The sequence below is a fragment of the Variovorax sp. GrIS 2.14 genome, assembly GCF_046115955.1.
Lineage (GTDB): Bacteria > Pseudomonadota > Gammaproteobacteria > Burkholderiales > Burkholderiaceae_C > Variovorax.
Genome location: NZ_JBJXIA010000001.1, coordinates 563,189 through 576,097, shown reverse-complemented (window position 1 = coordinate 576,097; position 12,909 = coordinate 563,189). Strand labels below are relative to the sequence as shown.

Annotated in this window: 15 protein-coding genes; 12 read left to right on the top strand and 3 right to left on the bottom strand. The window is 66.0% G+C overall.

All coding sequences use genetic code 11. The annotated features are described in order from the left end of the window. Positions 1 to 7: 7 nt before the first annotated feature. Positions 8 to 724: an RNA polymerase sigma factor FliA gene (locus RCH10_RS02690; protein WP_187053405.1), complete on the top strand. Its 717-nt coding sequence runs from the start codon at positions 8 to 10 to the stop codon at positions 722 to 724. Positions 725 to 858: 134 nt separating this feature from the next. Here RCH10_RS02690 and RCH10_RS02685 read toward each other — a convergent pair whose 3' ends face one another. From RCH10_RS02685 to flgA, 3 genes are all read right to left on the bottom strand, one after another. Next, complete coding sequence (locus tag RCH10_RS02685; protein ID WP_409051161.1) at positions 859 to 1,215, bottom strand: hypothetical protein; 357 nt, start codon at positions 1,213 to 1,215, stop codon at positions 859 to 861. 2 nt (positions 1,216 to 1,217) lie between these two features. Then, a complete protein-coding gene (gene flgM / locus RCH10_RS02680; RefSeq protein ID WP_323497794.1) occupies positions 1,218 to 1,535 on the bottom strand; it encodes a flagellar biosynthesis anti-sigma factor FlgM in 318 nt (105 codons plus the stop codon). A gap of 88 nt (positions 1,536 to 1,623) precedes the next feature. Then, positions 1,624 to 2,412, bottom strand: coding sequence for a flagellar basal body P-ring formation chaperone FlgA (gene flgA / locus RCH10_RS02675; RefSeq protein ID WP_409051160.1), 789 nt, complete (start codon positions 2,410 to 2,412; stop codon positions 1,624 to 1,626). Between the two features lie 195 nt (positions 2,413 to 2,607). Here flgA and flgB point away from each other — a divergent pair, with 195 nt between their 5' ends. From flgB to flgL, 11 genes are all read left to right on the top strand, one after another. After that, positions 2,608 to 3,060, top strand: coding sequence for a flagellar basal body rod protein FlgB (gene flgB / locus RCH10_RS02670; RefSeq protein WP_409051159.1), 453 nt, complete (start codon positions 2,608 to 2,610; stop codon positions 3,058 to 3,060). A 3-nt stretch (positions 3,061 to 3,063) separates the two neighbouring features. After that, a complete protein-coding gene (gene flgC, locus RCH10_RS02665) occupies positions 3,064 to 3,468 on the top strand; it encodes a flagellar basal body rod protein FlgC (RefSeq protein ID WP_323497797.1) in 405 nt (134 codons plus the stop codon). A gap of 15 nt (positions 3,469 to 3,483) precedes the next feature. Further along, complete coding sequence (locus tag RCH10_RS02660; RefSeq protein ID WP_409051158.1) at positions 3,484 to 4,164, top strand: flagellar hook assembly protein FlgD; 681 nt, start codon at positions 3,484 to 3,486, stop codon at positions 4,162 to 4,164. Positions 4,165 to 4,191: 27 nt separating this feature from the next. Further along, on the top strand, positions 4,192 to 5,409 hold the full coding sequence (gene flgE, locus RCH10_RS02655; protein ID WP_409051157.1) for a flagellar hook protein FlgE: 1,218 nt from the start codon (positions 4,192 to 4,194) through the stop codon (positions 5,407 to 5,409). A gap of 43 nt (positions 5,410 to 5,452) precedes the next feature. Continuing rightward, positions 5,453 to 6,190, top strand: coding sequence for a flagellar basal-body rod protein FlgF (flgF, locus tag RCH10_RS02650; RefSeq protein ID WP_409051156.1), 738 nt, complete (start codon positions 5,453 to 5,455; stop codon positions 6,188 to 6,190). A gap of 44 nt (positions 6,191 to 6,234) precedes the next feature. Then, entirely contained in the window at positions 6,235 to 7,017 is a 783-nt protein-coding gene (gene flgG, locus RCH10_RS02645) for a flagellar basal-body rod protein FlgG (RefSeq protein ID WP_409051155.1), read from the top strand. A 17-nt stretch (positions 7,018 to 7,034) separates the two neighbouring features. Then, positions 7,035 to 7,730, top strand: coding sequence for a flagellar basal body L-ring protein FlgH (locus RCH10_RS02640; protein WP_409051154.1), 696 nt, complete (start codon positions 7,035 to 7,037; stop codon positions 7,728 to 7,730). Positions 7,731 to 7,785: 55 nt separating this feature from the next. Further along, entirely contained in the window at positions 7,786 to 8,865 is a 1,080-nt protein-coding gene (locus RCH10_RS02635; RefSeq protein ID WP_261802601.1) for a flagellar basal body P-ring protein FlgI, read from the top strand. An 87-nt stretch (positions 8,866 to 8,952) separates the two neighbouring features. Beyond that, complete coding sequence (gene flgJ, locus RCH10_RS02630) at positions 8,953 to 9,804, top strand: flagellar assembly peptidoglycan hydrolase FlgJ (protein WP_323497804.1); 852 nt, start codon at positions 8,953 to 8,955, stop codon at positions 9,802 to 9,804. Continuing rightward, positions 9,801 to 11,684 (top strand): flagellar hook-associated protein FlgK, encoded by a 1,884-nt coding sequence (gene flgK / locus RCH10_RS02625; RefSeq protein WP_409051153.1) that lies wholly within the window; start codon positions 9,801 to 9,803, stop codon positions 11,682 to 11,684. The genes flgJ and flgK overlap by 4 nt, the downstream gene beginning before the upstream one ends. 17 nt (positions 11,685 to 11,701) lie before the next feature. Then, positions 11,702 to 12,904, top strand: a complete 1,203-nt coding sequence (gene flgL, locus RCH10_RS02620; RefSeq protein ID WP_409051152.1) for a flagellar hook-associated protein FlgL — start codon at positions 11,702 to 11,704, stop codon at positions 12,902 to 12,904. Positions 12,905 to 12,909: the final 5 nt, after the last annotated feature.

Genomic DNA, 12,909 nt, shown 5'->3' with positions numbered 1-12,909 from the left:
TTCCCAGATGTACAACCCCCAAGGCCGACTCGACCGCGACGGCTTGATTCGCCAGTACGTGCCGTTGGTGCAGCGTCTCGCGCACCACATGATCGCGAAGCTGCCGGCCAACGTCGAACTCGACGACCTGATCCAGGTCGGAATGATCGGTCTGGCGGACGCCTTGTCGCGCTATGAAGCGAGCCAGGGCGTGCAGTTCGAAACCTTTGCGACGCAGCGCATTCGCGGTGCGATGCTCGACGAGCTGCGCGAAGGCGACTGGCTGTCGCGCGGCTCGCGCAAGAGCCAGAAGCAGATCGAGCAGGCGGTGCACAAGCTGGAGCATCGGCTTGGCCGCTCTCCGGTCGAATCGGAAATTGCCGCCGAGCTCAAGATGCCGCTCGACGAATACCAGGCCCTGCTCGGTCGCGTGCGCGGCACGCAGTTGGTCTACCTCGAAGACATCGGTGCCGGCAGCGAAGACTCCGACGGTTTTCTCGATCGGCATACCGCCGACACCGAGGCCGACCCACTCAGCCTCTTGAAAGACCAGCGCCTGAAGAAGGCACTTGTGGTGGCGATCGACGGTCTGCCGGAACGCGAGCGCTTCATCATGGGCATGTACTACGAGCAGGACATGAACCTGAAAGAAATCGCTGCGGTGCTCGGCATCACCGAGTCGCGCGTGAGCCAGTTGCACAGCCAGTCGATCGCACGGCTTCGCGCGAAGATGCGCAGCCACTGAAACGGCCTCTGAGGCCGAGTGCTTCGGCGCCCTTGCGGCGCCGTTTTCAATTGGAGCAAACAGAGTGTCTAAGCGCTCCGCGCCCGGTCAACGGGCAACCGTCGCTTCGACGGCCTTTCGATCCTGCAAGAGGATCAGTGCGAAGCGAAGGTCGGGCGGTCGCCCAGTCGCGCGTAGGTCGCCTCGGCTTGCGGCCGGAAGATCGAAGCCAGCGCGCGCTCGACCATCACGGTGCGGCGGGCGATGCTCTGGCGCTGCGTGGCCAGTCGCTGGGCGACGGCATCGATGCGGCGACGGAAAGCATGGTCGAACACTTCGGCCGACAGCGCCGCTTCGAGCACGCGGGCAAAAGACAGGGCGACTTCGCGCAGCGCGGCGCATGCGCGCTGCAGTGCATCGGGCTCGCCCGCCATCAGGCCGGCATCGACCACGTCGAGCTGTTGCTCGACTTCGACCAGGAGGGATTCGGTGGAATTGCGGGTATCGGGCATGGTCAGTTCCTCACTCGGCTCAACATTTCCTGGGCATTCGAAAGCATCTTGTCGGCGATGGCGCCGGAATCGACCTTGAAGGTGCCGTCGGCAATCGATGCTTTGACGGACGCCACCTTGGCTTCATCGATACCGGTGCCGGCCGAGGCAACGTTCAGCGTGCGGGCCGCGCCCGATACGGTGACGGTCGCACCCGAACCGCTGGCAGCGCCTGCTGCTTCGGTTCCGCCGGTGCCGCTCGAGGCTCCGCCGCGCTCGGCCTTGGTGGCTGCGAGCGATGCGGCCGCGAGGGCGGGATCGTTCAGTGCTTGGATCTTCATGATTCAACTCCAGTGCCCCCTTGTGGAAGCATCGTTCCTGTAATTTCGGCACCCTTTGGAGGAACTTGAGAACTTTCTTCAAGTTGGATCACATCGAAAGCCGTACCGTGCGCAAATCCTGCACGATTCCAGTGGTGATGCGGCCGTTTTCCATCCGCAGCCGCACCATCTGGCCGACAACGCCCGGCGTCATGGCCTGCGCATCGGACGTCACCTCGAAGCCTGGCCCCGACGCCACGACACGAACCTGCGCCCCGGCAGCGAACACCTGGGCCGGCTTGACCATCGACTGCCGCACCGGTTGCCCGGCCGCCAACAAATGCGCTGCGGTCTGCCCGACCCACAAAGCCGGATCGGCCACCACCGGCGACGTCTCGGCGGCCCAATCGGCTTCGGCCTCGACCGCATCGGCAGCGGTCAGCAAGCTACCGGCGATCACGTTGTCGCGCAACACCCAAGCCGGGCCGAAGGCCTTGATGGTCACGGGCAGGAACACGTTCCAGCGACCGCCCCCATCGGTACAACGCAGGCCGAGCCGGGTGCGGCCCCACAGGCGCATGCCGACCGGGATGTAGGGCTCGACGTGGGTGCACGGTGCCAGCCGCAGCCGGCTGTCGAGTGTGCCCACGCTCACTTCCATGCGAAGCGGCGAGGCTGATGCCGCTTGCGATTTGGCTACCGCGTCGTCCAGCCACTGCTGCGTGGCGGCGACGAATTCCGGCGCGACCTCGGCGCCTTGCGACGGCGCCTGCTGGGCCTGTGCATTGCCACACAGGACGGCCGCATACAGAGAGATGCACACAGCCATAACGCTGGTGATGGGGCCGGCGATGCGGCCCTGGCTCGGACGTCGGCTGCGAATTCGAAGGGACGGCATGAGGTGCCTTTCCAAAAGTCCAGAAGAGAAGCTGCAGCAACAGTGCCGCGACTGAAATATAGGCAGACCCGCACCACACAAAGCACCGAACAGGCCGCGAATCCCCCCTTTACTCCGTGCTTCCCGGAGTGGCCGCGTTTTCATAATTTCCACACGGCCCGAAATGGCCACCCACTCCTATCCGAGGCTTTCCCGATGCTGGACAACTTGACGAACTCACTGGACTTCCATGCGAAGGTCCTGGTGCTGCGCGCCGATCGCCAGCGCGTGATCGCCAGCAACATTGCCAATGCCGACACGCCCGGCTATGCGGCACGTGACTTCGATTTTGCCGATGCACTAAAGAGTGCGACGGGTGGTGCAAGCAGCGGTTCGCCCCTGCGCATGACGACCAGCGCCGACACGATCGACAGTGGCCGCAGCAACGCACGCCACATCCCGCTCACCGGCGGCAGCGGCGCCGGCATCGGTGACAGCGACAACGCGGCGGGCTACGTGGTGCAGACCCAGCCGACCGCCGACGGCAACAGCGTCGACCTCGACCGCGAGCGCGCCGCCTTTGCCGACAACGCAGTGCGCTACGAAGCCACGCTGCGCTTCATCAACGGCCAGAGCAAGACTTTGATGTCTGCCATCCAGGGGCAATAAACCATGTCGATGTTCTCGATCCTCGGCATTGCCGGCAGCGCGGTCAGCGCGCAGTCGCAGCGCCTCAACGTGGTGGCCAGCAACCTGGCCAACGTCGACGCCGTGGCCGGCCCCGATGGCCAGGCCTACAAGGCGCGCCAGGTCGTGTTCCAGACCGTGCCGTACGGCAGCGCCGCCGATGCCGGCGTGCGCGTCGACTCGATTTCAGAAAACCAGACGCCCGGCCGCAAGGTGCATGAACCCGCCAGCCCGGCTGCCGATGCCGAAGGCTATGTGACGCACTCCAACGTGAACCCGGTGGAAGAGATGGTCAACATGATTTCAGCCTCGCGCTCCTACCAGAACAACATCGAAATCATGAACACCGCCAAGAGCCTGATGCTGAAGACGCTTCAGCTCGGCCAGTAAACAAGGACCCCGTCAATGACCGCCACCAGCGCCACCTCCTCCATCGCCGGCACGACCTCCAGCTACAACATCAGCTCGAGTGCCGACGCCGCCTCGACCTCCAGCACGAGCACCAGCTCGTCGGACATCCAGGACCGCTTCCTGAAGCTGCTGGTCGCACAGCTCAGCAACCAGGACCCGATGAACCCGATGGACAACGCGCAGATGACCACGCAGATGGCGCAGATCAACACCGTCACCGGCATCGAGTCGCTCAACACCACGATGAAGGCAATGGCCGCGCAAATGTCGTCGCAGCAGATGCTTCAGTCCGGCGACATGGTCGGGCGCAGCGTGCTGACCGAAGGCAACCAGATCGCCATCGACGGCACCACGGCCGTCGGCGCAGTCGAACTCGCCACCGGTGCGACCGACGTCAAGGTGCAGGTGATGACCGCGGGCGGCCAGATCGTAGACACCGTGTCGCTCGGCAAGCTCGACGCCGGCCAGCACGGCTTCAGCCTCGACGCGTCGAACTACCCGACCGGCGCGGTGCTGCAGTTCAAGGTCACCGCCACCAACGGCAGCGACGCGGTGCAGTCCACCGCGTTGATGCGCGACAAGGTGGTGGCGGTCGGCAGCGACACCAAAGGTCTCACGCTCACGCTGCTGTCGGCCGGCGTCACGCCGTACGCCAAGGTCCACACGGTTCTTTGATCAGCCCCCTCTTCCAGGAGCACTCCCATGAGTTTTGAACAAGCACTTTCCGGCCTCAACGCGGCCAGTCGCAGCCTCGACGTGATCGGCAACAACATCGCCAACGCGGGCACCACCGGCATGAAGTCCTCGCGCGCCGAGTTCGCCGAAATCTATGCCAGCTCGGCCGGCGCACTGGGCGGTACCAACCTCGGGCTCGGCGTCGAAGTGGGCGCGGTGGCGCAACAGTTCTCGCAAGGCACGCTGTCGATCACCGGCAACGACCTGGACGTCGCCATCAACGGCAAAGGGTTTTTCCAGGTGAAGTCGACCGACGGATCGACCGCCTACACGCGCGCCGGCAACTTCAAGCTCGACAAGACCGGCGCCATCGTCACCAACAGCGGCGCCACGGTAATGGGCTATCCCACCGACGCGAACGGCGTGCGCCAGAGCTTCGACGCGCAGCCGCTCAAGCTGCCCACCGGCGCACCGATTCCGGCCAAGCAAACGACCAAGATGGCCGCCGACATCACGTTGAACGCGGCCGCGCCCATCGCCGCCACCGCAACGCCTCCGACACCGATCCAGACCTACGGCACCTCGCTCACCGCGTTCGACGCGCAAGGTCTCGAAGTGCCGGTCGGCATGTACTTCACCAAGATGGCCAACAACAGCTGGCAGGTGCACACCAGCGTGAACGGAAGCGATCCGAGCACCTCGACGCCCTTCACCGTCAACTTCAACGCCGACGGCAGCCTGAATACCGCCACCTCGCCGGTGCCCAGCCTGACGCTGGCCTCGCCGAACGACCCTGCGCAAACCTTCCCCATCACGCTCGACCTGAGCAAGATGACGCAGGTGAACTCGGCCTTTGCCGTGGCCGATCTCTCGCAGGACGGCTACACCTCGGGCGCCCTCACCGGCATCAAGATCGAGGACAGCGGCATCCTGACCGCCACCTACTCGAACGGCCAGACGCAGTCGGCCGGCCAGGTCGCACTGGTCAACTTCCGCAATGCGCAGGGCCTGTCGCCGACCGGCTCGGGCTACTGGGTCGAGACGGCCGCATCCGGCCAGCCGGTGCACGGCGCGCCGGGCGAAGGCACCTTCGGCCAGCTGCGCTCGGGCGCGCTCGAAGAATCGAACGTCGACCTGACGGCCGAGCTGGTCAACATGATGACCACGCAACGCGCCTACCAGGCCAACGCACAGACCATCAAGACGCAAGACCAGGTCATGTCGACCCTGGTGAACCTGCGCTGATCGATCCGTCCGCCAAGACCTCCCAGCACACGCACGGCACGCCATGGACCATCTGATCTATACCGCGATGAGCGGCGCCAACGCGGCCGCCCAACGCCAGGCCGTGCTCGCGAACAACCTCGCGAACGCATCGACGCAAGGCTTCCGTGCCGAGCTGTCGACCTTTCGTGCGGTGCCGGTGCGCGGCGACGGCGCGACCACCCGCGTGTTCGCACTCGAAGCCACCTCGGGCCACGACAGCACGCCCGGCGCCGTGCAGCGCACCGGTCGCAGCCTCGACGTGCAGGCGCAAGGCAATGCATGGTTCGCGGTGCAGGGACTCGACGGCACCGAGGCGTACAGCCGCTCCGGCGCGCTGCAGGTGTCGCCGACCGGCACGCTCGTCAACAGCTCCGGGCTGGTCATCTTGTCGGATGGCGGTTCGCCGATCGACGTGCCGCCGGGTGGCGACATCAGCATCGGCAACGACGGCACCGTGACCTCGAAAACCGGCGATCAGCCGGTGTCGACACTGGGCCGCCTGAAGCTCGCCACGCCGACGCAGGAAGACCCGTTGAAGCGCAGCGAAGACGGCCTGTTTCGCACCGCATCGCAAGAGCCGCTGCCCAGCGACAACACGGCGCGCCTGGAAACCGGCGCGCTCGAAGGCTCCAACGTGAACGCGATCGAAACCATGGTCGGCATGATCGCCGCCGCCCGCCAGTTCGACGCCCAGATGCGCCTGCTGACCACCGCCGAAGCGTCCGACAAATCGGCCGCCCAGTTGCTCGCCGTGGGCTGATGCCCGCGACCGTCACGACACGCTAAGACCATTCAAAGAACACCATGATCAACTCGCTCTGGATCTCGAAGACCGGCATGGAAGCGCAGCAGACGCAGCTCGACGTCATCTCGCACAACCTGGCCAACGTCTCGACCACCGGCTTCAAGCGCGCCAGCGCCGTGTTCGAAGACCTGATGTACCAGAACCTGCGGCAGGTCGGTGCGAACAGCACCGAGCAATCGCAGTTGCCGACCGGCCTGCAGCTCGGCCTGGGCGTGCGCACCGTCGCCACCAGCCGCTCGTTCACGCAGGGCAGCATGCAGCAGACCAACAACCAGCTCGACCTGGCCATCAAGGGCAACGGTTTCTTCCAGGTGACGCAGCCCGACGGCACCATGGGCTACACGCGTGACGGTTCCTTTCAGGTCGACGCGCAGGGCCGCCTCGTGACGGCGGCGGGCCTGCCGGTGGCCAACGGCATCACGGTGCCGGCGGGCGCCACCAACGTCAGCATCGCGACCGACGGCGCCGTGTCGGCCACGCTCACGGGCCAGACCGCACCGCAGACCATCGGCACGCTGGCCATCGCCAACTTCGTGAACCCGGCCGGACTTGAACCGCGCGGGGAGAACCTCTATGCCGAGACCGCTGCGTCGGGCCAGCCGCAAGGCGGCACTGCCGGCACCAACGGCCTGGGCACCGTGATGCAGGGCTTTCTGGAAACCTCGAACGTGAACGTGGTGCAGGAACTGGTCTCGATGATCCAGACGCAACGCGCCTACGAAATGAATTCGAAGGCGATCCAGACCAGCGACCAGATGCTGCAGAAGCTCGCGCAGCTCTGAACACTTCGCGCTTGTTCATGAAACGTCTCGCTTCCCTCGCCCTGATCGTGTCGATGCTCTCGATGTCGTCGGCGCTCGTCACCGGCTGCACCACGCTCGCCAATACGCCGCAGGTCGACATGCCGAGCACCGCACCGCCAGCTGTGCCGGCGCCCATTGCCGCACCGCGCAATGCGACGGGCAGCCTGTTCCACACCAGCAGCTACCGTCCGCTGTTCGAAGACCGTCGCGCGCGGCTGGTCGGCGACACGGTGACCATCGCCATCGTCGAGAACGTGACCGCGAGCCAGAAGTCCACCTCGTCGATCGACAAGAAAGACGGCGTCGACGCCAGCATCAGCGCGATGCCCTTCTTCAAGAGCAACTCGTTCAGCCGCGCCAGCGCGACGGCCGACTCGACCTACAACTTCGCCGGCAAGGGCGGCACCGAAAGCGCCAACACTTTCCAGGGCTCGATCACCGCGACGGTGGTCGACCTGTTGCCCAACGGCCACCTCGTCGTGACCGGCGAAAAGCAGATCGGCGTGAACCAAAACGTCGACGTGCTGCGCTTTTCCGGCACCATCGATCCACGCTCCATCCAGGCCGGCAGCGTGGTGAGCTCGGCGCAAGTGGCCAACGTGCGCATCGAGTCGCGCGGCCGCGGTGCGCAGCAGGAAGCGCAAGTCATGCCCTGGCTCAACCGCTTCTTCATGAGCGTCTTGCCTTTCTAAGCACTCGATGAAGACCATCTCCATTCGCACCTCCGCTCGTCTCGCCGGCCTGCTCATGTTGAGCATGGCGCTGCTCGCGCCCGCCCACGCCATCCGCATCAAGGAAGTGGCCGCAGTGCAAGGCGTGCGCTCCAATCAATTGACTGGCTACGGCCTGGTCGTCGGTCTCGACGGCACGGGCGACCAGACCACGCAGATGCCTTACACCACGCAGAGCGTCGCCAACTATCTGCAGCAACTGGGCGTGACCTTGCCGGCCGCGACCGCATCGCAGCTGCAACTGAAGAACGTCGCGGCCGTCATCGTGACGACGACGCTGCCGGCCTTCGCGCAGCCGGGCCAGATGCTCGATGTCAACGTCTCGTCGATGGGCAACTCCAAGTCGCTGAAGGGCGGCACGCTGATCGCCACGCCGCTGCGCGGTGCCGACGGCCAGATCTACGCATTGGCGCAAGGCAACCTGATCATCGGCGGCGCAGGTGCCTCGGCCGCCGGCAGCAAGGTGCAGATCAACCACCTGAGCGCCGGTCGCGTGCCGAACGGCGCGCAGGTCGAGCGCTCGGTACCCACCTCGCTGAACGACGGCGACAGCGTGAGTCTGGACCTGAACTCGGCCGACTTCGAAACCGCGCGCCGCGTGGCCGCCGTCGTCAACCTGAAGCTCGGCAGCGGCCTGGCTCGCGCGCTCGACGGCCGCACGGTGCAGGTGCAGGCACCGGTCGATGCCAACGCTCGTGTCAGCTTCATCGCGCAACTCGAAGAGCTCACGCTGGAGATTCCGATTCCCGCTGCGCGCGTGGTCATCAACGCGCGCACCGGCTCGGTGGTGCTGAACCAGGCCGTCACGCTGGGCCCCTGCGCCGTGGCCCACGGCAACCTGTCGATCACCATCAGCTCGCAACCGATCATCAGCCAGCCGCAGCCGTTCTCCAACGGCAAAACGGTGGTGGCCGAGCAAGCGAGCATCCAGATCAAACAGGAGCCGGGCATCCTGATTCAGCTGCCGAACTCGCCGCTGTTGTCGGACGTGGTGCGTGCACTCAACGCACTCGGCGCCACGCCGCAAGACTTGCTGGCGATCCTGCAAGCCATCAAGGCCTCGGGCGCGCTCAACGCGGAACTCGAAGTCATCTGAAGATGAAGCCCGCACGCTCATCGCTTCGCGTATCGCTGCCCCCCGAGGGGGAGCGTCAGTGCCTTCGGGCGGCCGGGCGGCACTGACATGGCCGCGCCGTCATCCATTCCCACCCTGAGCAGTGGCGGACTCGCGGCCGACGCGCGTTCGCTCGACACGCTCAAGCTGGTCGCGGGCAGCAACGATCCCAAGGCCGTCAAGGAAGCCGCCAAGCAGTTCGAATCGCTCTTCATGCGCGAGCTCATCAAGAGCATGCGCGAGGCCACGATGAAATCAGGACTGATGGACAGCGACGGCGAAAAGCTCGGCACCGATTTGCTCGACCAGCAGTTCGCGGTGCAGCTCTCCGGCATGCCCGGCGGCCTGACCGAAGCCATCACGCGCCAGCTCACGCAGCAGATGACCGGCAATGCGCGCAGCGCCACGCCGACGGTGTCGCTCGGCGGCACCACGACGAATCCGAGCGCGACGCAAAGCGGCTTCGTGTCGCAGCACACCGAGGCGGCCGAGCGCGTGGCGCAAGCCACCGGCATTCCATCGGCTTTCATGATCGGTCAGGCCGGCCATGAAACCGGCTGGGGCAAGAGCGAGATCCGCAACGCCGACGGCAGCAATGCCTTCAACCTGTTCGGCATCAAGGCCACCGGCAGCTGGACCGGCAAGGTGGCCGAGATCACGACCACCGAATACGTCGACGGCGAAGCGAAGAAGGTCACGGCCAAGTTCCGCGCCTACGGCTCGTACGAGGAATCTTTCCGCGACTACGCCAAGCTCATCGGCGAGAGCCCGCGCTATGCGCAGGCCCGCGCGCAAACCGGCTCGGCCACCGCCTACGCCACAGAATTGCAGCGCGCCGGCTACGCCACCGATCCGGCCTACGCGGCCAAGCTGAGCCGCGCCATCAACACCAGCTTGCAGCTGCAAAGGTCTCAAGCATGAGTCTGCTCAACGTCGGCGCGCGGGCTTTGCTCGCCAACCAGATTGCGCTGGCGACCACCGGCAACAACATCGCCAATGCCAACACGGTCGGCTACTCGCGCCAGACCGCGGTGATGTCGCAGGTGCCGGGGCAATACACCGGCAGCGGCTACATCGGCAAGGGCGTCGAGGTCTCGACCATCGAGCGTGCCCACAGCGATTTTCTGACCACGCAGGCCACGCAGGCCGCTTCCGTGTCGTCAATGGACAGCACGCGTGCCAACCAGCTCTCGTCGCTCGAAGACATCTTCACCGGTGGCGCCAGCGGCCTCGGCGCGTCGGTGACCGACATGCTCAACTCGCTGTCGGACGTGGCGAGCACGCCGACCGACATCAGCGCGCGCAACGTGGTGCTGACCCGCGCCGACGAAATGTCCGCGCGCTTCCGGGACGCACAAAGCCGGCTCGACGATCTGCAGCAAGGCGTGAAGTCGCAACTCGGCGATGCGGTCACGACCATCAACAGCCTGGCCACGCGGGTGGCCGCGCTCAACCAGCAAATCGCACGCTCGCAAGGCGGCGGCCAAGCGCCCAACGACCTGCTCGACCAGCGCGATCAGGCGATGCGCGATCTCAACCAGCAGGTGCAGACCACCACCGTGGCGGCCGACGACGGCACCATGAGCGTCTTCATCGGCAGCCAGCCGCTGGTGCTGGGCAGTTCGGCCGCAACGCTGTCGCTTGCGACCGGCGCCGACGGCACGCAAGCCCTGACGCTCACGCGCGCCAACGCCGGCACCACGATCCAGGGCGAAACGCTGGGCGGTGGGGCGGTGGCCGGGCTGCTGCGTTTTCAAAATACCGATCTCGCCGAGGCCCGCAACCTGCTGGGGCGCATGGCGACGACCATCACCAGCGCAGTCAATGCGCAGCACAAGCTCGGCGTCGATCTGGACGGCAATGCGGGCGGCAATTTCTTCCAGCCGATCGCGGTGCCCGACGCGGTGCCGGCGACGGCCAACACCGGCAACGCGACGGTGGGCGCCACCGTGACCGACCCGTCGGCGCTCGCCGCATCGTCCTACCAGCTCAACTTCGGCGCGGCAGGCAGCCTGCAGGTGACGCGGCTGTCGGACGGCAAGATCAGCAACTTCGCCGGACCGCTGCCGGTGCAAGTGGATGGCCTGACCATCGCCGTCGGTGCAGGCACAGCCAACGCCGGCGACAGCTTCACCCTCAAGCCGTATGCCGCCGCTGCGGGCCAGGTCGCGACCGCGATCACCTCGCCGCGCGCGCTCGCCGCAGCCAGCCCCATCGAGGCCCGCGCCGGCACCAGCAACACTGGCAACGTGACCGTGTCGGCACTCGCGCCGGCCAAGGCCGATGCCAACATGACCGGCACCGTCACGCTGACTTTCAACGCAGCCGGCACCGTCGATGTGAGCGGCACCGGCACCGGCAACCCGACCGGCGTGGCGTACACAGCGGGCCAGCCGATCAGCTTCAACGGCTGGAACCTCACGCTGAAAGGCACACCGAAACCCGGCGACACCATCACCGTGCAGGCAGCGACGCCGGGCTACAGCAACCTGAATGCCGGCAACGCGACCGCACTGCTCGGCCTGCGCGATGCGACAGTGTTCGACGGCGCACCGCTGTCCGATGGCTACGCCTCGCTGATGGCGACGGTCGGCGTCCGTTCGCAGAGCGCGCAGTACGCCGCCGGCATCTCCAACTCGATCGCGACGAACCTCGAGACCAGCCGCACCAGCGTGTCGGGCGTCAACCTCGACGAAGAGGCCGCCAACCTGCTGAAGTACCAGCAGGCCTACCAGGCGTCGGCCAAGATGATCCAGATTGCACAAAGCATTTTCGACACGCTGCTGCAAGGCATGAACTGAATTCACCGGAGCAAACCATGTCTGGCAACACCACCCGCCTCGGCAGCGCGAACACCTATGACAACGCGGTGCGCCAACTCACCGCGCGGCAGTCGCAACTGTCGAATCTGCAAGAGCAACTCACGGCCGGCAAGAAGGTGCTGCGCCCGAGCGACGACCCGAGCGGCGCAGCCCAGGCCGAGCGCGCCATCACGCGCATGGCGCGCGTCACCACCGACCAGCGCGCCCTCGAAGTGCAACGCAACGCGGTCGCCACGGCCGAGTCGACACTGGGCGATGCGGTGACTGCGGTGCAGGACTTTCGCGCCCTCGCGGTGCAGGCCGGCAACACCTCGCTCACCGCCACCGACCGCGCCAGCATCGCGCAGCAGATGACCACGCTGCGCGACCAGATCCTCGGCTACGCCAATGAAAAGGACAGCAACGGGCAGCCGCTCTTCGGTGGGCTCGGCAGCACGGCCGCACCGTTCTCCGACACCAGCGGCGGCGTGACGTTCAACGGCATCGCAGGCCAGACCGCAGGCGGCGCGGTGTCGGTGCCCGCCACGCTCGATGGCGCCGCGACCTGGATGAACGTGCCCACCGGGAACGGCGTGTTCGCCATCACGCAGGCGAGCGGCACCAGCACCGTGTACACCGACGCAGGCAAGGTAACCGACCCGAGCGCGGTGACCGGCGCCAACTACAACATCGTGTTCAACGTGAGCGGCGGTGTGACGACTTACGACGTGCTCAACACCACCGCGGGAACGACGGTACAGAGCGCGCAGCCTTACCTGGGAGGTCAGGCGATCGCTTTCGACGGCATTTCGTTGACGCCATCGGGCACGCCTGCCAACGGCGCGACTCTGCAAGTGAAGCCGAGCACCCACGCCAGTCTGTTCGGCGTGCTCGACGCGGCGATTGCCGGGATCCGTGACGCCACCAGCACGGGCGCAGTGGCGCAGAACGTGTCGCAGGCTCTGGTGCAGATCGACTCGGGCCTGTCGCGCCTGCAGTCGTCGCGCGGTACGGCCGGCGACCTGCTGAACCGGGTCGACGACATCTCGGGGCGACAAGCCGACCGCAGCATCCAGCTGGAGGCGGATCGATCGCGTGCGGAAGACATCGACATGGTGAAAGGGGTCTCGGATTTCCAGACGCAGCAGACCGCGTATTCCGCGGCGCTCGGTTCTTACGCGCAGATCCAGAAACAGTCGCTCTTCAACTTCATCAGCTAGCGCGA